At 62.3% G+C, this 24,956-nt stretch carries 16 protein-coding genes and 3 pseudogenes; 8 read left to right on the top strand and 11 right to left on the bottom strand.

Features of this window, described 5'->3' with window-relative positions:
- Positions 1-71 precede the first annotated feature (71 nt).
- The gene (gene gbcA, locus IFT57_RS20015) at positions 72-1,367 is read right to left on the bottom strand and encodes a glycine-betaine demethylase subunit GbcA (protein ID WP_122716137.1); all 1,296 of its coding nucleotides are present in this window, start codon (positions 1,365-1,367) and stop codon (positions 72-74) included.
- A gap of 286 nt (positions 1,368-1,653) precedes the next feature.
- Between gbcA and gbcB the strand changes: the two genes are divergently transcribed.
- Positions 1,654-2,754 carry a glycine-betaine demethylase subunit GbcB gene (gbcB, locus tag IFT57_RS20010; protein ID WP_122480122.1) on the top strand — a complete coding sequence of 367 codons (1,101 nt, stop codon included), beginning with the start codon at positions 1,654-1,656 and terminating at the stop codon, positions 2,752-2,754.
- Between the two features lie 453 nt (positions 2,755-3,207).
- Here gbcB and IFT57_RS27330 read toward each other — a convergent pair.
- Both IFT57_RS27330 and IFT57_RS27325 read right to left on the bottom strand, forming a co-directional pair.
- Positions 3,208-3,807 (bottom strand): annotated as a pseudogene (locus IFT57_RS27330) (methyl-accepting chemotaxis protein); the annotation flags it as partial.
- Positions 3,808-4,110: 303 nt separating this feature from the next.
- Positions 4,111-4,767, bottom strand: a pseudogene (locus IFT57_RS27325) (MCP four helix bundle domain-containing protein); the annotation flags it as partial.
- A 323-nt stretch (positions 4,768-5,090) separates the two neighbouring features.
- On the opposite strand from IFT57_RS27325, the gene IFT57_RS20000 reads away from it, so the two are divergent.
- From IFT57_RS20000 to hemE, 3 genes are all read left to right on the top strand, one after another.
- Positions 5,091-5,315 carry a hypothetical protein gene (locus tag IFT57_RS20000; RefSeq protein ID WP_122796271.1) on the top strand — a complete coding sequence of 75 codons (225 nt, stop codon included), beginning with the start codon at positions 5,091-5,093 and terminating at the stop codon, positions 5,313-5,315.
- Positions 5,312-5,605, top strand: a complete 294-nt coding sequence (locus IFT57_RS19995; RefSeq protein ID WP_122796272.1) for a cell division protein ZapA — start codon at positions 5,312-5,314, stop codon at positions 5,603-5,605. Before IFT57_RS20000 ends, IFT57_RS19995 begins: the two co-directional genes overlap by 4 nt.
- 112 nt (positions 5,606-5,717) lie before the next feature.
- Positions 5,718-6,782, top strand: coding sequence for a uroporphyrinogen decarboxylase (gene hemE, locus IFT57_RS19990; RefSeq protein ID WP_192152452.1), 1,065 nt, complete (start codon positions 5,718-5,720; stop codon positions 6,780-6,782).
- Between the two features lie 204 nt (positions 6,783-6,986).
- Here hemE and IFT57_RS19985 read toward each other — a convergent pair whose 3' ends face one another.
- Positions 6,987-8,252, bottom strand: a complete 1,266-nt coding sequence (locus tag IFT57_RS19985; protein WP_192152451.1) for an MFS transporter — start codon at positions 8,250-8,252, stop codon at positions 6,987-6,989.
- 187 nt (positions 8,253-8,439) lie between these two features.
- Between IFT57_RS19985 and IFT57_RS19980 the strand changes: the two genes are divergently transcribed.
- Positions 8,440-9,210 (top strand): ParA family protein, encoded by a 771-nt coding sequence (locus IFT57_RS19980; RefSeq protein ID WP_192152450.1) that lies wholly within the window; start codon positions 8,440-8,442, stop codon positions 9,208-9,210.
- Positions 9,211-9,837: 627 nt separating this feature from the next.
- On the opposite strand, the gene trxC is transcribed toward IFT57_RS19980, so the two are convergent.
- The 7 genes from trxC to IFT57_RS19945 form a co-directional block, all read right to left on the bottom strand.
- Positions 9,838-10,281 (bottom strand): thioredoxin TrxC, encoded by a 444-nt coding sequence (gene trxC, locus IFT57_RS19975; RefSeq protein WP_192152449.1) that lies wholly within the window; start codon positions 10,279-10,281, stop codon positions 9,838-9,840.
- A 124-nt stretch (positions 10,282-10,405) separates the two neighbouring features.
- Entirely contained in the window at positions 10,406-10,750 is a 345-nt protein-coding gene (locus IFT57_RS19970; RefSeq protein ID WP_192051006.1) for a type II toxin-antitoxin system HicB family antitoxin, read from the bottom strand.
- Positions 10,747-11,010: a type II toxin-antitoxin system HicA family toxin gene (locus tag IFT57_RS19965; protein WP_049861461.1), complete on the bottom strand. Its 264-nt coding sequence runs from the start codon at positions 11,008-11,010 to the stop codon at positions 10,747-10,749. Before IFT57_RS19965 ends, IFT57_RS19970 begins: the two co-directional genes overlap by 4 nt.
- Before the next feature lie 169 nt (positions 11,011-11,179).
- Positions 11,180-12,625, bottom strand: coding sequence for a protein adenylyltransferase SelO (selO, locus tag IFT57_RS19960; RefSeq protein WP_192152448.1), 1,446 nt, complete (start codon positions 12,623-12,625; stop codon positions 11,180-11,182).
- A 26-nt stretch (positions 12,626-12,651) separates the two neighbouring features.
- On the bottom strand, positions 12,652-16,032 hold the full coding sequence (mscK, locus tag IFT57_RS19955) for a mechanosensitive channel MscK (protein ID WP_192152447.1): 3,381 nt from the start codon (positions 16,030-16,032) through the stop codon (positions 12,652-12,654).
- A 251-nt stretch (positions 16,033-16,283) separates the two neighbouring features.
- Positions 16,284-17,957 carry a M60 family metallopeptidase gene (locus IFT57_RS19950; RefSeq protein ID WP_192152446.1) on the bottom strand — a complete coding sequence of 558 codons (1,674 nt, stop codon included), beginning with the start codon at positions 17,955-17,957 and terminating at the stop codon, positions 16,284-16,286.
- 276 nt (positions 17,958-18,233) lie between these two features.
- Complete coding sequence (locus tag IFT57_RS19945) at positions 18,234-19,976, bottom strand: potassium/proton antiporter (protein WP_192152445.1); 1,743 nt, start codon at positions 19,974-19,976, stop codon at positions 18,234-18,236.
- 212 nt (positions 19,977-20,188) lie between these two features.
- On the opposite strand from IFT57_RS19945, the gene IFT57_RS19940 reads away from it, so the two are divergent.
- The 3 genes and pseudogenes from IFT57_RS19940 to IFT57_RS19935 all read left to right on the top strand — a co-directional run bounded on the left by IFT57_RS19940 (position 20,189) and on the right by IFT57_RS19935 (position 24,897).
- Complete coding sequence (locus IFT57_RS19940) at positions 20,189-20,398, top strand: hypothetical protein (RefSeq protein ID WP_192152444.1); 210 nt, start codon at positions 20,189-20,191, stop codon at positions 20,396-20,398.
- Positions 20,399-20,431: 33 nt separating this feature from the next.
- Positions 20,432-20,770: pseudogene (locus IFT57_RS27170) on the top strand (dermonecrotic toxin domain-containing protein); the annotation flags it as partial.
- 1,127 nt (positions 20,771-21,897) lie between these two features.
- The gene (locus IFT57_RS19935; protein WP_192152443.1) at positions 21,898-24,897 is read left to right on the top strand and encodes a membrane-targeted effector domain-containing toxin; all 3,000 of its coding nucleotides are present in this window, start codon (positions 21,898-21,900) and stop codon (positions 24,895-24,897) included.
- Positions 24,898-24,956 lie beyond the last annotated feature (59 nt).

The raw sequence follows: 24,956 nt of genomic DNA, 5'->3' as shown, positions 1-24,956 counted from the left end.
CGGCCGCGAAAGGTGCGCCGCGCAGGGTCAGGAATACGGCATCCATCCTTCGCGACCGATGACCGCGCCTATTACTCGTGCACTGCCACACCCTTGAGATACGCCGCAGGCTCCGCCCCCAAGTTGCTCAGCAGGCGCTCGCTGTACCAGTCGATGAAGTTCACCACGCCGAACTCGTAGGTCTTGGAGTACGGCCCCGGCTGGTAGGCGGTGGAGTTGATGCCGCGCTGGTTTTCCTCGGCCAGGCGACGGTCCTGATCGTTGGTCGCGTCCCACACCTGGCGCATCCGCGCCACGTCGTAGTCCACGCCTTCCACGGCGTCCTTGTGCACCAGCCACTTGGTGGTGACCACCGTTTCCTGGGCGCTGATCGGCCACACCGTGAAGACGATGATGTGGTCACCCATGCAGTGGTTCCAGGAATGCGGCAGGTGCAGGATGCGCATCGAACCCAGGTCGGGGTTCTTGATGCGCCCCATCAGCTTCTTGCAGCCGACCTGGCCGTCCATGGTCATCGACAGCGTGCCCTTGAGCAGCGGCATGCGCACGATGCGGTTGCGCAGGCCGTGGCTGGCGTGGGCGTAGGGGATCTTCTCGGCATCCCAGGCGGCAGCCGAGGCGGCCACGTGATCCTTGAAGGCCTGGTCGGCGCGTGGATCAGTGACGTCATCCCATTCCAGCAGGGTCTTGAGCAATTCGGGGTGGGCGCCGCCGCAGTGGTAGCACTCGCGGTTGTTCTCCAGTACCAGTTTCCAGTTGGCCTTTTCCAGCAGATCGGTCTGCACCGCGACCTTGGTGTTTTCCATGTCGTACGGTTCCATGTAATGGTTCAGCGTACTGAGGAAGTTGTCGATCGCAGGCGGATTCTCGGCCAGGCTGATGAAGATGTAACCGCCTGACGTTTTCACGTGCACGGGCTTGAGCCCGTACTGCTTCATGTCGAAATCGGCGCCCATCTCGGTGCCGGCGAACAGCAGGCGGCCGTCCAGCTCGTAGGTCCATTGGTGGTAATGGCAGACCAGCTTGGCCACCTTGCCTTTTTCCTTGGTGCACAGGCGTGAACCGCGATGGCGGCAGACGTTGTGAAAGGCATGCACCACCCCTTCGGCGCCGCGCACCACGAGGATCGGATTGCTGCCGATCTGCAGGGTGAGATAGTTGCCCTTGGCCGGGATCTCGCACGTCATGCCGGCGATCAGCCACTCCTTGTTGAAGATCTCCTGCATGTCGATCTGGAACAGGCGCTCATCGTTGTAGAACGGCTGCGGCAGGGAGAAGGTACGTTCGCGCTCCTGCAGCATCTGGGCAGTGGCCTTGCGTGCGGGTTCCAGTGGATCGCCCAGGCTCAGGGTAGTGGTGGCATCCATCGTGTTCATCCTCATGGCCAGGCAGTGTGGCCGCGAAAAAAGTGGCTGTTACGGTTGTCGACGCAAGGCGGCTGAAACGACGTTCAGATGCGGTGGAGTGTGCGACTCGCCGCGCCACGAACCTTATCCATGGGCGACATGGCCAAATCCATTCCCGACGCTGCAGGCTAGGCAGCATGGGGCTGGTCGCCATGAGCATGTGGATGTCGCGGATGGGAATGTGGCGGCGGCGGTGCACACGCAGAATCGCTGCACGCACAGTCGGCAATCGACCTTGGAGACCAGCATGTCCAACCCCTTCCTGATGCCCGTCAATACCCAGACCTGGGCCAACGGGCGCCACATCGTTCGTTGCGTCAAGGTGATCCAGGAAACCTGGGACGTGCGCACCTTCTGCTTCATGGCCGACCAGCCGATTCTGTTCTTCTTCAAGCCGGGCCAGTTCGTGACTTTGGAGCTGGAAATCGAAGGCCAGCCGGTGATGCGCTCGTACACCATCTCCAGCGCGCCGTCGGTGCCGTACAGCTTTTCCATCACCATCAAGCGGGTGCCGGGCGGGCGCGTCTCGAACTGGTTGCACGACACCCTGCACGAAGGCCAGGAGCTGGCGGTGCATGGCCCGGTCGGGCTGTTCAATGCCATCGATTTCCCCGCGCCGAAGATTCTCTACCTCAGCGGCGGGGTCGGTATCACGCCGGTGATGTCGATGGCGCGCTGGTTCTACGACACCAACGCCAACGTAGACATGGTCTTCGTGCACAGTGCGCGCTCGCCCAAGGACATCATCTACCACCGCGAGCTGGAGCACATGGCATCGCGGGTCGACAACTTCAGCCTGCACATCATCTGCGAAAAGCATGGGCTGGGTGAGCCTTGGTCGGGCTACCGTGGCTACCTGAACCACAAGCTGCTGGAATTGATCGCGCCCGACTTCATGGAGCGCGAGGTGTATTGCTGCGGGCCGACCCCGTACATGACCGCGGTCAAGCGTCTGCTGGAAGCCGCCGGCTTCGACATGACCCGTTACCACGAGGAATCGTTCGGCGCCACGCCGCCAGAGGCGCGCGCCGACGCCGTGGAGCAGGCCGAGCAGGCCGCCGATGCGCCGGAAGTGGACGTCTCGGAACTGCATCTGGTGGAGTTCACCGCCAGCGGCAAGAGCATTCGCGTGGCGCCGGGCGAAACCGTGCACGCGGCGGCTTCCAAGCTCGGGATGATGATTCCCAAGGCCTGCGGCATGGGTATCTGTGGCACCTGCAAAGTGTTGAAGCTGGGCGGGGAAGTGGAGATGGAGCACAACGGCGGCATCACCGAGGATGACGAAGCCGAGGGTTACATCCTGTCCTGCTGCAGCGTGCCGAAGGGAGATGTGCGCATCGAGTTCTGATCCCTTCCACACGGCCCCTGTGGGAGCGGTCCGTGGCCGCGAAAGGCGCACCGCGATCCGTCTGCTGCACCGCGGCGCCTGCTTCGCGGCCGCTGACCGCTCCCACAGGTATTCACAACCTCCACAGGTTCCCACTGGCCCGTGTGGGAGCGGTCCGTGGCCGCGAAAGGTGCACCACGATCCGTCTGCTGCACCGCGGCGCCTGCTTCGCGGCCGCTGACCGCTCCTACAGATATTCACAACCTCCACAGGTTCCCACTGGCCCGTGTGGGAGCGGTCCGTGGCCGCGAAGGGCGCACCACGATCTGTCTGATCCACCATGCCGCCTGCGTCGCGGCCGGACGCGGCTTGCGCCGCTGCTACAGGGGATCGCGGTGTTTCTGTAGCAGCGGCGCGAGCCGCGTCGGCGGTGCACGCGGTGTCTATGAATGAACGCGTCCAGGCGCTTGGTGCTTACACCTTGAAGCGCGCCACCAGCCCATTCAAATCCACTGCAAGGCGCGCCAGTTCGCCGCTGGCTGCCGTGGTCTGCGCCGAACCTGCAGCGGTCTGCACCGACAGGTCGCGAATGTTCACCAGGTTGCGGTCCACTTCGCGTGCCACCTGAGCCTGCTCTTCGGCAGCGCTGGCAATCACCAGGTTGCGCTCGTTGATCTGCACGATGGCGCCATTGATCGTCTCCAGCGCCATACCGGCGCCCTTGGCGATGTTGAGGGTCGACTCGGCGCGCTCGGTGCTGTTGCGCATCGAGTCCACGGCTTGCTCGGTGCCACCCTGGATGCTGCCGATCATGCGCTCGATCTCGCTGGTCGACTGCTGGGTGCGGTGCGCCAGTGCGCGGACCTCGTCGGCCACCACGGCAAACCCGCGGCCTGCCTCGCCGGCACGTGCCGCCTCGATGGCCGCGTTGAGCGCCAGCAGGTTGGTCTGGTCGGCCAAGCCACGGATCACGTCCAGCACCTTGCCGATGTCGCGCGACTCGGTTGCCAGGTTGCCAATCAGCTCGGCGGTGCTCTGCACGTCGCCGCTCATGCGTTCGATGGCGCTCACGGTTTCCATGACCAGGTCACGGCCATCGCTGGCCGACGTGGTCGCGTCCTTGGATGCCTCGGAGGTGCTCACGGCGTTGCGTGCTACCTCTTCGACCGCACTGGTCATCTCGTTGACTGCAGTGGCGGCCTGTTCGATCTCGTTGTTCTGTTGAGTCAGGCCACGGGCGCCTTCGTCGGTCACGCTGTTGAGTTCCTCGGCAGCCGATGCCAATTGGGTCGCCGAACCGGAAATACGCTGCAGCGTGTCGCGCAACTTGCCCTGCATCTTCTGCATGGCCAGCAACAGCCGTGCGGCTTCATCCCGTCCTTCTGCGTGGATCGGCTGGGTCAGATTGCCCTCGGCAATTGCCTCGGCCGCCACCAGTGCCTGGTCGATCGGCTTGACGATGCTGCGGGTCAACAGCCAGGCGAACAGGAACGTCAGCAGGGTCGCCACGATCAGCATGCCCACCACCCAGGCGAACGCCGAGCGGTATTCGTCGTCTGCCTGCTGGTTGATCTCGCGGGTTTGCACATTGTTGATCTTGACCAGTTTCTCGAGCACGGCATTGACCTGCTCGGAGTTGCTCAGCATGTCGCTGTTGAGCATGGTCCGCAGCTCTTCTACCTGGCCGTTGGCCGAGAAGCTCTTCATGCGTGACTCGAGCTGACGATACTGGCCCAGCAAACGCTTGTAGTCATCGTAGGCGGCCTGCTCTTCGCCATTGGAAATCATTTTCTCGTAACGGGCCTGGGCCTGGTTGATCTGCTCGTTGCGCTGATCAAACAGCTGCACGGTTTTCTGCTGGATGTCGGCTTCGCGATTGAGCAACAACCGGTACGACAGCACACGCAGGCGCAGCGTGAGCTGAGTCAGCTCGTCCAGGCTGGTGATGCTGGGTACGGTGTTGTTCTCGATGTTCTGGCCGGCGGCGCGGATATGGCTCATCTGGATCAGGGAAAATACCCCGAGCACGATCATCAGCAGGCCAATGAGAGAGAAACCGAGCAGGGCGCGCGGGGCGATGTTCATGTTGCGTAAAGACATGTGAGGTTACCGAAAGGTAGGGCGCGTCCGTGCGACACAAGAAAGGGCTGCACGGCTTATCGGTCGAATGTGAAAAGTCTGAAGGGGACGAATTGCCGCAGGTAAGTCACGCCATCGTGAGCACTCAAGCAATGAAGACCGATGAACGGGGCGAACCGAATCAGGATCTGTGGGTCCATCGGGGTCCTATCAAAGCTGGCCCGTCCGAGTTTTTTTCTTTATCGTTCGCGCCCCTGACAAAGTGTTGGAAATAGCAAATGTTGGAAGCATCCCTGAATCAATTGGAAAGCCTGGTAAACGACCTGGTAACGCACAACCGGGAACTGGCCGAACGCAATGCCCAGCTGGCCGGCGAGCTGGCCCAGGCCAAGGATGACAACGACACGCTGCAGCTCAGCCTGCTGGAGCAGGAAGAGAAGCAGGGCGCGACCACCGCGCGCATTCAGGCACTGGTCGAGCGTGCTACCGCGGCGGCGGTATGAACCTTGACGACGGGGTCGAGGTCTTCTCGATCCTGGGCAACGAATATTCAGTGAAAGCACCGCCCGGCGAACAGCAGGCGTTGCGTCAGGCGTTCGGCATGCTCGAGCGCACGCTGGCGCAGACCAAGCGCAGTCATCCGACATTGATTGGCGACCGTCTGCTGGTGCTTGCAGCGCTGAATCTGTGCCAGCGTCAGGTCGAGCTGAGCCAGGGGCACGCCCATGCCATGGACCAGTGCAAGAGCAGGATCGATGCCCTGGTCAATCGCTGCAGCGATACTCAGGACTGATTCGGCCAGGCGGCCGGGTGGTGCTGCTGCGCAGACCACCGCCCAGCCCTCGCCGGTGGCTTGTTGTTCTTTGCTCTGCGAAAATCCTCATACTTTTCTGCCGGATGTTGACATGACTCCCCTCAAGAACGACCGCTTCCTGCGTGCCCTGCTCAAGCAGCCCGTTGACGTCACCCCCGTGTGGATGATGCGCCAGGCCGGACGCTACCTGCCCGAGTACCGCGCCAGCCGCGCCAAGGCCGGTGACTTCATGAGCCTGTGCAAGAACCCGTCGTTCGCCTGCGAAGTCACCATGCAGCCGTTGGAACGCTACCCGCTGGATGCCGCCATCCTGTTCTCCGACATCCTCACCATTCCCGATGCCATGGGCCAGGGCCTGTACTTCGAAACCGGCGAAGGCCCGCGCTTCAAGAAGGTCGTCAGTACCTTGGCCGACATCGAAGCGTTGCCGATCCCCGATGCGCATCATGACCTGGGCTACGTCATGGACGCGGTCAGCACCATCCGCCGCGAACTCAACGGCCGGGTGCCGCTGATCGGCTTTTCCGGCAGCCCCTGGACGTTGGCCACCTACATGGTCGAAGGCGGCTCGTCGAAGGACTTCCGCAAGACCAAAGCCATGCTCTACGACCAGCCCCAGGCCATGCACCTGCTGCTGGACAAGCTGGCGCAGTCGGTCACCAGCTACCTCAACGGCCAGATCATGGCCGGGGCCCAGGCGGTGCAGATCTTCGATACCTGGGGCGGCAACCTGTCCGCTGCGGCGTATCAGGAATTCTCCCTGGCCTACATGCGCAAGATCGTCAGCGGCCTGATCCGCGAACACGAAGGGCGCAAGGTGCCGGTGATCCTCTTCACCAAGAACGGCGGTCTGTGGCTGGAAAGCATCGCCGATGCCGGCGCCGACGCGTTGGGCCTGGACTGGACCTGCGACATCGGCGAAGCCCGTCGCCGCGTGGGCCACAAGGTCGCCCTGCAGGGCAACATGGACCCCACCGTGCTGTACGCCAAGCCCGAAGCGATTCGCGCCGAAGTGGCGCGGATCCTCGCCAGCTATGGGCACGGCAACGGCCACGTTTTCAACCTGGGCCACGGCATCACACCGGAAGTCGATCCCGAACATGCCGGTGCGTTCATCAACGCCGTGCATGAGTTTTCGGCGCAGTATCACGGCTGACATCCTGCCGTGTTGAGTCTTGACGCGGCTTGCGCCGCTGCTACAGAAGCCCCTCACCCCTGTAGCAGCGGCGAAAGCCGCGTCGGCGGTGCACGCGGTACATCTGGACGCTCGCGTTGAAAACCTGACGCGGCTTGCACCGCTGCTACAGAAACACCTCACCCCTGTAGCAGCGGCGCAAGCCGCGTCGGCGGTGCACGCGGTTCACTTGGACGACCCCACCGGCTGCAACTTCGCCAGCCTCGCCGCCACCACCAACGCTACCATCAACAATCCTGCGATAAATGCGCCCACACCCGTCCAGCCACCGTAGTGCCAGGCCATCCCCCCCGCTGTCCCGGCCACGCTCGACCCCGCGTAATAACTGAACAGGTACAACGAAGACGCCTGCCCCTTGGCCGTCAACGCACGCCGTCCGATCCAGCTGCTGGCCACCGAATGCGCACCGAAAAAGCCGAAGGTGAACATCAGCATCCCCAGCAGGATCACCGGCACCGGGTTGAACAGGGTCACCAGCAGGCCTGCGAACATCAGCACGATGCTCATCCAGAACACCTTGCGTCGGCCATGCTTGTCAGCCAATGAGCCCACCTGCGCCGAACTGTAGATGCCGGCCAGGTACACCACCGACAACAGCCCCACCAGCGCCTGGCTCATGTGGTAGGGCTCGGCCAACAGGCGGTAGCCAATGTAGTTGAACAAGGTCACGAAGCTGCCCATCAGCAGGAATGCTTCGAGAAACAGCCACGGCAGCCCGGCGTCCTTGAAGTGCATGGTGAAGCCTTCCAGCAAACCGCGGGGGTTCATCTTGCGGGGGCGGAAGTTACGCGATTCCGGCAGGATCCTGACGAACACCGCCGCCGCGACCAAGGCCAGGCCGCCGACCACCAACAGCGCGGTGTGCCAACTGACGAAGTCGATCAACACGCCGGTGATCAGGCGTCCACTCATGCCGCCGATGGCGTTGCCGCCAATGTACAAACCCATCGCCAGGCCAATATGTTGCGGGTGGATTTCCTCGCTCAGGTAGGTCATGGCTACCGCAGCCAAACCGCTCAGGCTCAATCCGGTCAAGGCGCGCAGCAACAGCACGCCGTCCCAGGTGGGCATCAAGGCACTGCCGACGGTACACAGCGCTGCGCAGAACAGTGCTGCCACCATCACCGGCTTGCGTCCGATGCTGTCGGAAATCGGCCCGGTAATCAGCAGTCCGATGGCCAGCATCCCGGTCGCCACCGACAGCACCAGGCTGCTCTGGGCAGCGTTGATGCCGAACTCTTGGGACAGGATCGGCATCATGGGTTGCACGCAATACAGCAGGGCAAAGGTGGCGAAGCCGCCGCTGAACAGCGCGAGTACCGTGCGCAGGAACTGCGGCGTGCCTTTCTCGATGTACTGCTCGTTGCACTGAGCGGCGTTTTGATGAGGGGTATCAACAGCTTGCGCAGCAGGCGCGACAGCAGTTTTCACAGTGACCTCGGGAGGGGGGCGGCAGGGGTTGAAAAACTATATAGCTGGCTAATGATTTCTGCCAACACATCACGCCCACCTTGTAGGAAATTGTAGGAAAAATCCTAGAATGAACGTCCCGGCGCGCTAGCAACTGTAATATTCTGACCTCTACACTCGAGGCTTTGCCTGTCATGGAGAGATTTAGATGCGGCGCGTGGTGTTCAATCAGAAGGGCGGCGTGGGCAAATCCAGTATTGCCTGCAACCTGGCGGCCGTCAGTGCCAACGAGGGCTTTCGCACGTTATTGATCGACCTCGATGCCCAGGCCAACTCTACCCAGTACCTCACCGGATTGACGGGTAACGATATCCCGATGGGCATCGCGGACTTCTTCAAGCAGATCCTGTCGTCGGGGCCGGCCAGCAAGAAAGGCAAGGTGGATATCCATCACACGCCCTATGACAACCTGCATGTGGTCACGGCTTCGGCGGAGTTGGCTGATCTGCAGCCCAAGCTGGAAGCCAAGCACAAGATCAACAAGCTGCGCAAACTGCTCGAAGAGCTCAGCGAAGATTATGATCGAATCTATATCGACACGCCGCCGGCGTTGAATTTCTATGCGGTATCGGCGCTGATCGCTGCGGATCGGGTGTTGATCCCCTTCGATTGCGACAGCTTCTCCCGGCATGCGCTCTACGGTCTGCTGAGTGAAATCGCAGAGTTGAAAGAGGACCACAACGAGGGCCTTGAAGTCGAAGGTATCGTCGTCAACCAGTTCCAGCCTAGGGCCAGCCTGCCTCAGCAGATGCTCGACGAACTGATCGCCGAGGGCTTGCCCGTGCTGCCGGTGTATTTGAACAGCTCGGTCAAGATGCGCGAGTCCCATGAGCTGAATATCCCGCTGATCCACCTGGACCCGCGACACAAGCTGACCCAGCAATTCGTGGAGTTGCACGACCTGCTCGAACAAGCCTGATTTCGCACCCCTGCGATCCACTGTGGGAGCGGTCTGCGGCCGCGAATCAGGCACGGTGATTCGCCTGGCCCACCGCGCCGTTCGCCGACGCGGCTTGCGCCGCTGCTACACGCACTGCGTTCGTCTGACCCACCGCGGCGTCCGCTGACGCGGCTTGCGCCGCTGCTACGGGCACTGTGATTCGCCTGGCCCACCGCGCCGTTCGCCGACGCGGCTTGCGCCGCTGCTACGGGCACTGTGATTCGCCTGGCCCACCGCGCCGTCCGCCGACGCGGCTTGCGCCGCTGCTACGGGCACCGCGATCTGCCTGATCCACCGCGCCGTTCGCTAACGCGGCTTGCGCCGCTGCTACGGGCACGGTGATCAGCCTGACCCACCGCGGCGTTCGTTGACGCGGCTTGCGCCGCTGCTACACGCACTGCGTTCGTCTGACCCACCGCGGCGTTCGCTGACGCGGCTTGCGCCGCTGCTACGGGCACCGCGATCTGCCTGATCCACCGCGGCGTTCGCCGACGCGGCTTGCGCCGCTGCTACACGCACTGCGAGCAACCCAATGGCGGGGCTTGCGCCAATCCCCTGTAGCAGCGGTGCAAGCCGCGTCTGGCCTCGATGCGGTGCATCAGGTTGCTACAGATTGGCGATACCCTGGGTACCGAGCCAGGCCAGTAACTGCGGCAGCGGCATTGCGCCGCTCTGCCGCGCCACTTCTCGACCATTCTTGAACAGAATCAGGCTTGGTATCGAGCGGATGCCAAGTTGCGTGGACAGCTGCGGGTTGGCCTGGCTGTCCAGCTTGGCCAGCCGGCATCGCCCCTGCAGTCGCACCGCCGCCTGCTCGAACACGGGAGCAAAGGATTTGCACGGCCCGCACCAGTCGGCCCAGACATCCAGCAGCAGCGGCAGATCGCCTTTGATCTGGCTGGCATAGTCACCTTGAGTCAGCTCGAAAGGTGTATCGAGCAACACCGCCGCCTTGCACCGCCCGCATTTGGGCTGGTCCGTCAGGCGCAAAGCAGGAATGCGATTGAGCCCGTTGCAATGCGGGCAGGGGATTACCAGTGAGTCGCTCATGCCGGGCTCCGGTTGCGCAGGTAGGTCGAGTATCGGGTGGCGTCTCTTCGAGCTGCACCCAAATCGGGCTTGTAATGTTGAAGGTTCAATCGCCCATACCCCTGCTTGATAGTGCAACGGTCAATCATGGCTTCACCGCCTTGAGCTCATGCTCGAGGCTGCGCTGCACGAACTGATTGATGCTCACTCCCAGCGCAGCTGCCGCTTCAGTGACCTGGGCATGCAGCGTCTCAGGTAGCCGGAGCTGAAACTTCCCCGAGTAGCATTTGACAGGCTCGATCCCTTCCTCTGCACACACTTGCAGGAAGACTCGCAGCGACTCGGCGCCTTCGGTCTTCAATGCGCTGACGCTGTCGGCATGAAAGTCCGCGCCGCCATTCAGATTGATGAACTCCCCGCGAAAATTCCCTACCTCCGGGTCGTACTGGATGACGGCTCGATGGCCGTCGATGATCATGATGTTGTTCATGGTTCGATTCCGTTGACTGCCAACCAATTGCGGATGCTCGCCACCGCAGCCTTGTCGGTTTCCGGGGACGGATGAGGACGATGGAATACCCGCACGGTCCCGAAAAGGACTACCGCCACTCGGGAACCCTCTCGCTCTTGCACCTTGCCACCCAATTCGATGAACAATCTCTCGATGCGTGACCAGCGGATTGTTCCTGACACAGGGCGAGCGTAGATCGCCTCAAGCACGTCAATGTGTTTGAGCTTTGAAGGGTTCATCGTAACGCTCCGTGCTCTCAAATGGTACCAAAAATAGGTACCGTTTTAGATGTAGGTTTCGGGGCGCACGATGATGTGCTGGTTGCAACGAAACGGCAGTCGGACAGGCTTGAAAGCGATGTAGGCGGTGTCCGATGCATGCCGTTGACAATAGAGCGTCAGCCACCCCTCACGACGAACAACTGATCTCCAGATGCTTGCCCCACTCCGGTGGCCGTTCGGCGTAACTTTCCATACCCGGCTGCGCTTCGAACGGATTCGAAAGCACCTGATGCAGGCGACGCACTTGCGAATAGTCACCGTCTTCGGCCGCATCGATGGCTTTCTGCGCCAGGTAATTGCGCAGGATGTACAACGGGTTGACCCGGTTCATGCGTTGCGTGCGGCCTTCGACCACATCGCGCTCCATGCGCGCCTGGTAATCGCCTGCCCAGGCATCGAAACCCTGGATATCGACGAAATCATCGCGCAGCACGGCCAGCGAGCCGTCCTCGCCCAGGCGGCGGAAAAACAGGTTGTAGTCCACACCGCTGTTCTGCATCAGACCCAGCAGGCGTTCGAGCAACACCTTGTCGCCCTCTTCGGCGAGAGTGAAGCCCAGTCGCCGCCGCATGATGTCCAGCCAGGCCGCCTCGTACAGCGGCAGGAACAACCCCAACGACTCCTGCAGCGCCTCCACGCTGATCAGCGGCGTCAACGATTGCGCCAGCGCGCTTAGGTTCCAGTGCGCCACGGGCACCTGGTTGCTGAAGCTGTAGCGGCCTTGATGATCGGAATGGTTGCAGATGAAATTCGCGTCGAAATCGTCCAGAAAGGCAAACGGCCCGAAGTCGAAGGTAATGCCCAGAATCGACATGTTGTCGGTGTTCATCACCCCATGACAGAACCCGTAGGCCTGCCACTGTGCGATCAGTTCGGCGTTGCGCTCGACGACTTCGCGGAACATGTCGAGGTAGGGTTCGGGCTGGGTTGCACAGCCGGGGAAGTGCGCCGCCAGCACATGGTCGACCAGTTGTTTCTGCAGTTCGGGTTGGCGCGTGTAGTAGAAATACTCGAAGTGGCCGAAACGCACATGGCTGGGCGAAAGCCGCAGAAGCATGGCCGCGCGTTCCTGTTTCTCGCGCCACACCGGGGTGTCAGACGCGATCACGCACAGTGCGCGACTGCTGGGAATGCCCAAGGCATGCAAGGCTTCGGAAGCGAGAAATTCGCGGATCGAGGAGCGCAGCACCGCCCGGCCGTCGCCCATCCGCGAGTAAGGCGTCTGCCCGGCACCCTTGAGGTGCAGGTCCCAGTGCTCACCGGCGTCGTTGTGCACCTCGCCCAGCAGCACCCCGCGGCCGTCGCCCAACTGTGGGGTGTAACCGCCGAACTGATGGCCCGAGTAGATCATCGCCCGCGGTTCGGTCTCGCTCCACAGCTTGTGTCCGCTGAACAGCTCGGCGAACAGCGGCGTTTGGGCGCACGCCGGGTCCAGGTCCAGCAGGCTCATCGCCGCGTTGCTGGCCACCACCAGTCGCGGGTTGTCGATCGGTTCAGGCAGCACGTGGGTGGAGAAAGCGTCGCCCAAGCGGGCGAAGCGGTTGTCGAAGATCAGTTCGTCGAGGCCTTTCATGTGCGTTCTCCGTTGGCGCGGTGCGCTCAATCAAGTTTCGAGGGCGGTGGCTTGGGTGCTTCCACGGCCTGGGGCGCGCTCGGTGGCTCGGCCGCCGCAGGCGTCGCTGCTGGCTGCAGAGTGCCGGCACTCTCCCCAGGCTCGGCGGGCACCAGCTTGTACTCGCGGCCCGTGGCGTTCTTCAGGTAGATCTCCATTTGCCGGAACGAAATGTTGATGTTCTGGCGCTTGAATTCCTTGTTGATGAAACGGTTTATTTCATCCAGCACCGGGTTGCGGTCACCCAGGTCACGCACGTGCATGCGCAACTCGTGGTCCAGTGTGCTCTCGCCGAAGTTGAGGAAATACACCAGTGGCTCCGGTTCCTTGAGCACCCGCGGGTTGTCCCGCGCAGCCTTGAGCAGCAGGGTGCGCACCAGGTCCAGGTCCGAGCCGTAGTCCACGCCCAGCTTCAACGTCACCCTCGTGATGGTGTCGGTCAGCGACCAGTTGATCAGTTGCCCGGTGATGAAGGTCTTGTTGGGGACGATGATGTCCTTGCGATCGAAGTCGGTGATGGTGGTGGCGCGAATGCGGATCTTGCTCACCGTTCCCGACAGGTTGCCGATGGTGATGGTGTCGCCGATGCGCACCGGGCGCTCGAACAGAATCATGATGCCGGAAATGAAGTTGGCGAAGATTTCCTGCATGCCGAAACCCAGCCCCACCGACAGCGCCGCGACCAGCCACTGCAGCTTGTCCCAGCTCACGCCCAGGGTCGACAGCGTGGACACGAAGCCCACCCCCGCGATCACGTATGACAGCAGCGTAGTGGTGGCGTAGGCGCTGCCCTGCGCCAGGTTGAGCTTGGACAGCACCAGCACCTCGAGCAGCCCCGGCAGGTTGCCGGCCAGCACGACGGTGATGCCGATGATCACTGCTGCGCCGATGAAGTCGCTCAGGCTGATCGGCACCATGCTCATGGCCGCGCCGGTGCCGCTGGTGTATTCGTACAGGGTGATGTTGTCCAGATAGGCGAACACGCTGATCAGATCGCTCCACACCCAGTACAGCGCGCCGATGAAACCGGCCAGCAAGGCCAGCCGCACCAGGCGCAAGGACTGCTGGTTGACCTGCTCGATGTCCAGAGTCGGCTCTTCGGCGACTGCTTCGCCTTCGCCGCTGTCCTTCGCCGTCTGCCGCTTGGCCAGTGCCCGCTGGTAGGCCAGGCGTCGGGCGGCGACGCTCAGGCCACGCACGAACGCCGCTTCGATGACCAGCCAGATCATCAGCAGATACAGGGTGTCGATCAGCCGGTCGGTGAGCTTGAGCGCCGTGTAGTAGTAGCCAAAACAGACCGCCACGAACAGCGCAATCGGCAGTGCGGTGAACAGCAAGCCAATGGTGCGGCGGAACAGCGAAGCGCTCTTGTGGGTCGGGCTGCTGATCAGCAACCGCGCCAGCAGCCAGGCCATCAGGGCGTAGCAGGTCAGCACCACGGCAATGCCGAGCACGTCATCCGCCAGCGCCGAGGGTTGCAGTTCGGCCACTGCCACCACCGATACCAGCGCCAGCACGACGAAGCCCAGCCGGCGCACCCAGCCCTGCAGGAAGGCCACTTGCGCCCGCTCCCAGCGAAAATGCAGCTCGGCCACGCCGCCGGGGGCGAGGATGCGATACGCGGTGTAGAACACCAGCCAGGCCTGGGCAATCTGCAACATGGCGGCGCCCAGCCCGGCATTCTGCCCGCGGGCATCGATCAGCAGGGCATATCCGCACAGCGCCAGGCCCAGGGCCATGGGCATGGCCAGCAGGATGTTGATCAGGATGGCGGCGGGCGTGTGCCATTGCCGGTCGCGCTTGAAATGGCCGATGTCCTGATGCACCGCATTGAGCTTCTGGTAGAGAAACTTGCGCTTCCACTGCAGCAGGCCGATCACCAGCAGCAGCGGCAGGAACAGCAACGGTCGCTGCGCCAGGCCATCGGTCAGCTCGCTCACACTCGATGCCCAGGGCAGGGTGGTCACCTGATTCTCCAGGCGCCGCGGCACGGCCTTGAACCATTCGTCATCCAGCGGCTTGTTGCTGGGGATCCAGAACATCTGCTCGTCCAGCGTGGCACGCAGGCCTTGCGCAGTGCTGAGCAGTTGCTTCTGGTTGAGCTGCAGGGTGATCGACTCGTTGAGGAGCGCGCTCAGTTCCCGGTTCAGACGTTCGAGCAGGTCGCTGCGGGTGACCGCCAGCTCCAGCAGGCTCTTGCGCAACTGCGGCGTGTTCTGATCCTGCTGCTGGTTGGCCAGCAGATTGTCCACGTAGGCCGCCGGGTTGCTGATGGCTTCGCGCTGTTGGTTGACTTCGAACTGATACAGGCGGATGTCGGCGATCTCGTCGGCCAGGTCGCGATCGACCTTCAAGTGCGGCAACGCCTGCTTCTGTTTGTAGAGAATCTTGGACAGCAACAGGCTGCCCTTGAGCACGCTGATCTGCTCGTCCAGGGCCTGGTCGCTCTGCGTCACGCTATCAAGCTGCTGGCGAGTCTTGAGGTTCTGCTGGGTCAGCTCGTTGAGCCGGTCGGTGCTGCGCAGCAGATAGTCGGACAGCTTGACGTTGGTAGCACTCTCCGTGGCCAGCACGCTGCTGCCGCCGGCTTTCTGTGCTTCCAGCGACTGCTTGGTGACCGTTTCCTGGGACTGTGCCAGACGCTTCTGGTTGATCAGCGTCTGCAGGTCCTGGATTTCCTGCTCCAGGCGGGTGGTTTTCTCCAGCACCAGGTCGTGACGCGCATTGCCCAGGTCCTGCAAGGTGCTGTTGCCGGCCAGTTCCTGGCGGCGCAGGTTGATCAAGGCGCCTATGGAGGCCTGTTCGGCGGCCAGCTGGTTGCGTGTGTCGGGCGTTAGCGCCTTGCCGTCGTTCTTGCCTAGCTTGAGGATGCCGTTGATCTGCTGGATACGGTTCTGGCTGGCGCTGATCTCGGTCTGCGCGCGTTCCGGGCGGGTCTGCGCGGTGATGATCAGACTGTTGGCATCGGACAAGGCCTTTTGCAGTTCGCCCTGTTCGGTGGTGCGCTCGCTGAAGATCTGCTCCAGTTGCGGCACGCTCAAGGTGGCATAGCGCTGGCTCACGGGGATGATCGGCATGCCCTTGAGACGGCTCAGCTCACGCTGCGCCTCGAGAGTCTGCTTGGGTGCATCGGCCAGTTGCTGCTTGAGGTCGGCCAGCTTGCGCTCGTTGTCGGTCTGGTTGCCAAGCAGCCCCAGGGTCTGCTCGAACACCTGCTGCAGCGCCTTCTGGTCGGCTTCTGGCAGCTTGCGCTCGGCGATCTTGTCGAGGTTCTGTTGCACCGTTTCACGGTTCAGCGGGTCGGCAGCCTGAACGCTGGCGACAGCCATGCACAGCCCCAGCAGGGCTGCGGAAAGAAAATTGCGCATAGGTTAAAAGTCGTACAGCTCGAAGAGAGATGGGCAGTTTAGAGGAAGAGCCCAGGCCCTGGACGACTTCCTTCGGGGAATTTGACGCCCACTTTCATGATCCGGTTCCCGTCCATGACCGCATTGCCCGTTGCAGGCCAGCTGTGTCATGTGAACAGTCCGGTTTATGCGCCTCTTTGCGTCGTGCTGTCGCCTGCGAGGCCAGACCGCGGCCCCGCTGGGATCATTGGTGTCAGCGCACTTCGAGCCTGTTACGTATCGTCGACCAGAGACGTATCGCCGGGCAGCTCGGTGCCGCATTCCGGCTCTTTCTCAGGCATGCAGCTTGCGCTAGCTCCAGCCCGAGGCTCCCTGAGCGTCAGCAGATTTGCAGGCGGGGCAGGCAAGCGCATCTCGGCAATTTGCTGATCGGCTGCCGTTGAAAGAGGCATCCCCCAAGCGCGAACGAAGGCTCGCAGATCAGCCCAAGCGGCCATGCTCCCAAACAGTGCGAAGTTATCGAACGATTGGGCCCGCGAGGGCGTTGTGCTCCAAGGGCCATGCTCACGGGCAATCCGGTTCAACCGTGGCCAAAAAGCGTCGCCGAACCCGAGGCGTAGTTGCTCCAGGGCTGCAAGCCGCTCGAACGCAGACAGCTGGGTTATGTCCAGATCGGCCATGGCCTGCTTCTCCAGCGCATTGTCCCAGGTGTCCTTGCCGTTCGCACCGGGGTAGGTCAAATTCGATCGCACACCAAATACCCGCTGGGTTGCCATGGCGGAAAGGTTGTTGGTCACTTCGCTGAAATCATTGGGCAGGTAGGCGCGCATCTGGTTCTGATGGCCTATTTCGTGAGGCACTCCCCACTCCGCTTTGAGGGGTTCCGGTGCAAGCAGTGTTCTTGCATACGCCATGTTGTATGCCGTGTACCCGGTGGAGGCATGTGCCGATCCAGCGCCACCGTGGTTACCCAGTACAAGATGATATTTCAGCGGAGCCGGTGCATGAAGTTCTTCCGCCTTGTCCAGACCCAGTAATGTTTCCTGAACGTCAATGATGCGCTCGTAAGTTGCCATCAACCCAGGCAGGTCACTGTTTTTGTAAGCCTGCGCCGACGCCCGATCGACGGTCAGAACGACCCGGGCGCTGTAGAGCTCGACGTATGGGGTTGCGCGTGCGTCGAGCATGGCGTGATAGACCGCTGTTGAGGTATTGCCGTGTTCGAAGTAGGGAAGTTCCTGCGCACCCAGAATGATGACGTTGGCAGTGTTTATTTCATTGGCCAGTTGGAAATAGATGATCCCTCCACCAGGATCGGTGATGGTGTTGATGCCAACTTGGAGGGGATAAGTTCGTTGCTGGGAGTATTGCGTGTCCGTGTCTGCGTAAGGGGCGCCAACAAACAGGTTCATCGCGATGGGCGGGGTATCAGTGTGTACGACAACCACTCTGAAGGCCCTGTTCTTGGGGGCGTAAAAACCTGTTGGTTGCCGGTTCATCAGGGGGTAGCGCGTGCCAAGTCGATATATGGCCCTGAAACGATCCACGGTAGCCTCGAACGTCGCCCAGCGGTGCCTTCGGATGCCTATGGAGCGATCGCCTTGGGTGACCAGCCGGAAGCGCTGATTCAAATTGCCAGCCACGAAGACCTCCATGGTGGGTGTCTGATGATTGAAGGTCAGCACGTAGCCAGTCAGTACTGACTGGATCGATACAGTGTCATCAGAGTAGCGCCTGATTTGGAAACGTTGTGTGTAAACGTCTTCTCCCGGCTGCGCCCACAGTCGAACGCCGTCGGAACTCAGGCGGTAACCTGTATAGCGATTTTGCAAGAATTGATCTTCCCCGGCGTTCCCGGTCAACAGGAAACTCTGTGACTGGGAGCCGTTGTAAAGTCGCACATTTACCGCTGTGTCCTGAAAAGAAAGTACGGTGTCCGGGAGCATGGGATTGGCCTGATAAGAGTGGGTAACATAATCAGGCTAGCAGGGCTAATTCATTGGTTGCAGCAGGGAAAACGGCAGGCACCAAGGGGAAGGAGTGTCGCGATGTTGTACCTCGTTCGCAACTTGCTGAGTAGAAAAGGTATTCCGTTTCACTGGGTAAAGTGTATACAAAGTGGAGGTATTGAATGTTTTTTTACAGGATGAACGGTCGTATTGGCGTGGGTGAGTACGCAGACAGTTCATTCATAAGCAGGCTTGAATTCATCCGCCAGGAATTCAAAGAAAGAGCCCAGGCCCTGGACGACTTCCTTCGGGGAATTTGACGCCCACTTTCATGATCCGGTTCCCGTCCATGACCGCGACCGTCCAGATGGTGCCGTTCCACTCCACGTGGTCGCCAACGATCGGCGCGCCGCCAACCCGCTGAATGATGAAGCGGCTGAGCGGCATCTGCGGGTCGAGCCCATCCAGCTTGAGGCCGTAGAGCGCTGACACCGCGCCCAGTTGAGCGTCGCCTTCGAGCACGAAGTCGCCGAAGAAACGCAGGTCCAGACCGCGCTGCGGCGCCTGGCTGAACAATTTGCCCAAGGCTGGCAGGTTGTGCTCGTGGCCGATCACGCACAGCAGGTCGTCCACTTCCAGCACCGTACTGCCGGACGGGTGGAGCAGTTGCTGGCCGCGGAACAGCGCGGCGATACGTGTGCCCTCGGGCATTTTCAGCTCGCGCAGGGCCGCGCCGATGCACCACTTTTCCGCGCCCAGGCGGTACACGAACAGCTCCCATTCGCTGGTGATGTGTACTTCGAGGGCGGAGCGCGAGATCGGTGCAGGGTCCGGCGGTACGGTGACCTTGAGCAACTTGGCCACCCACGGCAGGCTGGTGCCCTGTACCAGCAGCGATACCAGCACGATGAAGAACGCCAGGTTGAAGAACAGCTGCGCATCCGGCAGCCCGGCCATCAATGGAAACACCGCGAGGATGATCGGTACCGCGCCGCGCAGGCCCACCCACGAGATGAAGGCTTTTTCGCGGCCATGGAACGCCTTGAACGGCAACAGCCCAACCATCACCGACAGCGGTCGCGCGACCAGGATCATCCAAAGGGCCAAGGCGAGGGCGGGCAGGGCGATGGGCAACAGGTCATGCGGCGTGACCAGCAGCCCCAGTACCAGGAACATGCCGATCTGCGCCAGCCAGGCCATGCCGTCGAGCATGTGCAGAATGCCGTGGCGGCTGCGGATCGGCTTGTTGCCCATCACCAGGCCGCACAGGTAGACAGCCAGGAATCCGCTGCCGTGCAGGGCGTTGGTCAGGGCGAACACCAGCAGGCCGCCGGCCACCACCAGGATCGGGTACAGGCCGGCGGCCAGGTTGATGCGGTTGACCAGTTGCAGCATGACCCAGCCACCGCCCAGGCCGATGACGCCGCCAATGCCGAACTCGCGCAGCAGGTGCCCCAGCAGGCCCCAATGCAGGCCGGTCTGGCCGCTGGCGATCATGTCGATCAGGGTCACGGTGAGGAACACCGCCATGGGGTCGTTGCTGCCCGATTCGATCTCGAGCGTGGCGGTCACCCGCTCGTTCAGGCCCTTGCCGCCCAGCAGCGAGAACACCGCCGCCGCATCGGTGGAACCGACGATGGCGCCGATCAACAGCCCCTGAATCATGCTCAGGTTGAACAGCCAGGCGGCGACCGCGCCGGTCAATGCGGTGGTGATCAGCACCCCGACCGTGGCCAGCGACAGGGCGGGCCACAGCGCCACGCGAAAGCTCGAGACCCGCGTGCGCAGTCCGCCATCGAGCAGGATTACCGCCAGCGCCAGGTTCCCGACCAGATAGGCCGTGGGGTAGTTGTTGAAGATGATGCCGCCGCCGTCCACTCCGGCGGCCATGCCCACGGCCAGGATGATCACCAGAATGGGAATGCCCAGGCGCGATGACAGCGAGCTGACCAGAATACTTGCACCCACCAGCAACGCGCCGATCAAGAACAGGCTGTTGATGAAGGTGGCGTTCAAGGGCGGTACTCCGTTTGGACTGGCATGGGGTTTCGAGTGTCTGCAGCACACAGCCGCGTCATGCAGGCTGCGTGCCAAGGATAATAACCTGTGCAAAGCTTGTGGTGTCAAAGGGTTGGGTGAAAAGCATCGAGTTTCGGGTGGCGTTTATCTACCACCGCACGCGTTCAAAGGGTGTGCACTGTGGTTGCTTTTCTCAAACGAGTTTATTCATGAATACCCCCCTCGAGGAAACACTCGACGTCCTGCTGCAAGCTCATGTGGGCACCGGTCACCAGCGCACGCCCTTGCTCAATAACCTGGGCGTTCTGACCGATGCCTTGGCCGACCTCTGCACACGCTTGCAGGCGCTGGCTCGGCATGCTCCGCTGCTGGAAGGGCAGACCTCGGCGCAGCTAAGGGCCGCTTCGGCGCAATATTGAGGCGACCTCGCGCCGGGTACCGAAGGGTCGCGCCTGGATCACAGCAAGGCGTTGCGCGCCGAAGACCTGGCTTTGCGCGCCCAGCTGTTGGCAGCGTTGGGACAGATCAGCGATGCCGGCCAGCAGCTGCTCGACGATGCTTTGCAGTCGGGCGCTCAGCGCGATGCGCCCAGCGTCTACGCTGTTGCCCTTGAAACTTCGGACGGCACCCGTCTGACCCTGCCTGGCGTAGAACTGCTCCAGGCCCCGTCCAGCGATCGCTGCCTGATGGTGTTTCCAGGCCTGGGTCAGCAGTTGTTCGAGTTCGACAGCCGTGCGCAGGCCGGCCATGCCCTGATCGAGTTCATGCTGGGGCCGCACGGCGACGAGTTCTGGAGCCGCTTCAGCGCGGACGTCGCCGCCCACTGGCACCAGCCCCCCTTCGCCGGGCTGGGGGTCAAGGCCCATTTCGGCCTGCTCGACAAGCCACCACTGAACCACGGGCTTGACAGCAGCATTGCCAGCGAGCTGAACGCCCAGATCAATGCCCGGTCGGCACCTGACGAAAACTGGCCACAGCGGCGCGTGGAACGCTTCTGGCTTGCACTGCCGTCCGCGCTTCAAGCATGTTTGACTGCGGCCCTTGCGGCCGATGCTGAGCGTCAAGCGCATCTGGTTACCTTCGCCAGCATCAACCCCAGCATGTCCAGCGTCCTTGTCGCGCAAAAAATCGCGACGTGCGAGATGGGCATTCAGCGCTACATCGGTGACAACCTGGCCAGTTCCGAACAGCAGCGTTATCGGCAGGTGCATGCCGCCTGGCAGGCGACGCAAGGTAAGGTGCAACGGCAGGTCGATCAGCTCATGGCACAACCGGTGTCATCGCAGGAGGTTTTCTGGGGACAGCGGGACGAACACGGCATGACCCCGCGCCAGTCCATTGTCGCGGGCCTGGGCACTTTCCTACGCCATGATGCCCAATTGCAGGTCTACGAAGGGACGCTTTCGAGCGTTGATCTGACACTCATCAATGAGGTACTTGGCCACCCTGCCGCGGCTCAACGTCAAGCCAGCGGCAACGTGGTCGCACAATTGGCGGTAGGCCTGGCGACATTCTCCTATCGCCTGCCCGGCGCCTATGTCGTCGCTTCGGCGCGCGCCTGGAACGATGAGCAACGTCGCCAGCCGTGCCTGTTGGTGATGGCAGGTATCGACGGGGGGATTCGTCGTTTCGGGTCGCTGACTGAACTGCTGCAAAGCTTGACCGCGAGCCTTCAGGATCTCTCGTTCACGCCGGTGTGGGCGCGATATTCGACGAGCGCGCAAGCAGCCATCATGCGCTTTGTGCAGCAGGCCTCGCTGCCATGGGTCACCACTGTAGTGACTGCCGACTGGCTGGATGACTACGTGGGCTCTGAAATCGACAGCCACGCCGACCGTGTTGCGCTCGCCAGCGATGACGCTGCCCGTGCTCGATTGCTCGAAGAACTGGCCAGCGCCCTGAGTCGCCGGTCCACGATGTGCGTGAAGTGGCGATCGCTCGGGTCGCCGAGCAACGGCGCCTGCAGGCGACGCTGCAAGGCTTGCCTGCCTGGATCGGCAGTGCGTCACCAGCGGTGCGTCAGCAGTTCGCCGAGTTGCTTGAGCATTACAATCAGGTGGCGACGGCGCAGGAAAGCTTCCTGCAGCGTGAGCCACCGCTGATCCAGCCGTTCGCCCATGCGCTGCTCAAGGCGCATCTGCGCACTGTGCTCAATGTCGAACTCGATCCCCAGCAGGTGTTGTTGAAGCTGCCCGAGTCGGTGGAGGTGAAAGCGGTGCCCACCATCCCGTCCGAGGTGCTGGTGCCCAGCAGCAGGCAGCAAACCTTGAGCCTGGTCGAACTGGCCCTGCTCAATGTCGACCGCCAGGTCACCCTGCGCATGCGTTACGCGACGCTGCTCGACAGCGCCACACGGCAGCCTCTGGCAGTACCCGGGCTGACCGTCGACCGAGTGCGGCGCCTGATCATCGAGCTGGACGTGGCAGGGCAGTACCGTCGCAAGGTTCAAACGCTCTACAGCCTCCCGGTCAACAGCGGCGATGACGTTCGCTCGCAGTTGCTGAGCGCGCCCTACCTCTCGGCGCTGCGCCTGCAGGCTTTCGGCGATCACCAGCGCGGCTTGCTGAGCAAGGACGGTTGGGCGTTGTTGGAAAAGGCACTGCAGGCACGCAGCGCCGAGCAATTGGCGCAAGGGTCGCTGGCGGCGCGCCTGAGCACGACCACCCTGAGCCTGGGCGTCGGCAGCGAGCGATTGGTCAGTGGCTTGCTGTTGTTCGAGCACTGCGGTACCGGTGAGTGCTGGCTGTACCTGCCCAAGGTTGCCGAGGGCGCCAGCTTCATCCAGGGCGCGTCCATCGATGCGGTCAAGGCCGCGCTGCTTCGTCGCCTGAGTTCGACCTCGATGCGCACCTGGCTGGCGGGGTTGGGCGGGGTGGGGCAGGCTAGCGCCAGCCGAGAACACTACCTGGAGCAAGCTCGCCAGTGTGACTACAGCGGATTTATCCACTTTGCCGTGTCGCCCTATCCGGTCTGGCCAGTGGCGGCGGCCTTGCTGCATCACCGTCAGCAGCAGTTGCTCAACGATGCCCAGTTGATTTCTCGAAGCCGTGAGGAGGTGCGCCAGGCATTCGCCCAGCAATTGCGCGACGGCGGCAAGCAGCTGGCGATGTCCGGCTTGTACTATTTGCCGGGTATCGGCACGGCGCTGCAATTGTATGACGGTTGGGCCGATGCCCAGGCAGCGGTCAACGCCTTCAGTCGTGGCGATACCGCTCTGGGGCTGCGCCGTATGGCCTCTGCGGAGCTCAACTTCGGTTTCGCCCTGGTGTCGTTCATTCCGGGGATAGCAGCCGCCAAGGTGGCCCGTCAGTCCCTGGCGCCACGCCAGCGCGCGTCGTCGCCCAGCGTGCATATCGGCCGCAAGGGCGCACGCCTGGACGGCTTTGCCGGGCACGCGGTGGACATCGACCTGACGACGGCCGTGCGTCAGCACGGTTTGGATGCCGGCACTTGGAAGCATGGCGGCAAGCTGTACGTGCGCCAGGACGGCAACGTTTATGAGGTGTTTCGGCGCAGCGGCGAACTGACCCTGCGCCTGCGCCGGACGTCTACCAACAGCCATGAGCACCCGGTGCGCCAGGGTCCCGATGGGCGCTTCGTGACCCACCTGGACACTGGCCTGCGCGCCGGAGGGCGCTCCCGGGCGGGCAGTAGTGCAAGTGCCGATGACTCGGTGATGGCCGACTACCTCATCGCCGCTGAAGACCGCGCGCTGATGAGTGAGCTGTTGCCCCGCGCCCATGGGTATGCGCTCGATGAGCAGGGCGCGCTGCGTGCGCCCAAGCCAAGCGATCAGGCCAAGCAGCGTTTTTTCACCAAGCGCAAGCAACTGCTGCGCGACGCAGATGATTATCTGCGCGAGGTGGTCGTTCCTGCCCGGGTGGAACTGCCCCCACTTGCGGAGCACGTCTCCCACGCCGCGCTGATCGCCCAGGTGTACCAGAAGAGCAACGGCCTGGTGATCGGCGAGTCGCATGCCACCTCTGCGTCCAAGCGGTTCCTGATAGACAATTTCGCCACGCTCAAGGCGCAGGGGGTCAAGACCTTGTACTTCGAGCATCTGCATATGGACTTTCTCGCCAGGGACCTCAAGACCCTGAACGAGACTGGGGTTATGACACCTGCTCTGAAACAGCATCTGGCCAGCGTCGACAAAGGTCACTGGGTGGACGCCGGGCAGCCGTTCACGTTTGAGAATGTAGTGGTCCAGGCCCGCAAGCAGGGGCTGCAGGTGATAGGCCTGGACTGTGCAGCCAGTTGGTATGCAAAGGGCGTGGCCGACAATGGGATCGGCGCACGCCAGCGCATGTTCAGCTATCTGGCCAGCCGAGTGATCCAGGCTCACCAGGCCAGCGCCGGCGAGCACAAGTGGGTAGCGCTGGTGGGCAACAGCCACTCCAACACCTACCGCAGCACGCCGGGGCTGGCCGAACTGAACAGGGCTGTCGGCGTACGCGTGGCTGAACCGGAGGGCGGCATCCGGCCGCGCTGGCGCGTGGACCCCGGCTATGACCCATCGTTTGGGGAGGCGCGAGTCAAAGCCGATTTCTTTCTGGAGGTCGAGGTGCCAACGCACCGGCAGGCGTCATCCTCCCCCACGTCAACATCCTCTGCGGCCCTTGAGGCCCTGCATGCCGATGTCCAGGATTTCCTGGGCGCGCGCCCGGCGCAACTGCAGCTTGGCAGACCCCGGCTGGTGCACCCCGGTTCGTTCTACATCGAAAAGGTAGAGGGCAAGCGCCAGGTGGTGCACCTGAGTCGTGATGGCAATATCTATCGTACGGCCGTCGAGAAGCAGCTGGGCCGCTACTCGCTGTCGCGACCCAGCTGGGACAAAGTGCATGGGCGTAAATTCTGGACCTTGCAGGCATTGCTGGCAGCGATGGCCGAGCAGAATCTGACCCATGTACAGTCCTGATTCACAGCGGCCGGACTGAGCCGGAGCAAAAAAAACGCCACTGCGGCGCGAGCCGGAGT

This window comes from Pseudomonas sp. CFBP 13719 (genome assembly GCF_014842095.1).
In the GTDB taxonomy this organism is placed as follows: Bacteria; Pseudomonadota; Gammaproteobacteria; order Pseudomonadales; family Pseudomonadaceae; genus Aquipseudomonas.
This window is presented reverse-complemented; position numbering and strand designations above follow the sequence as displayed.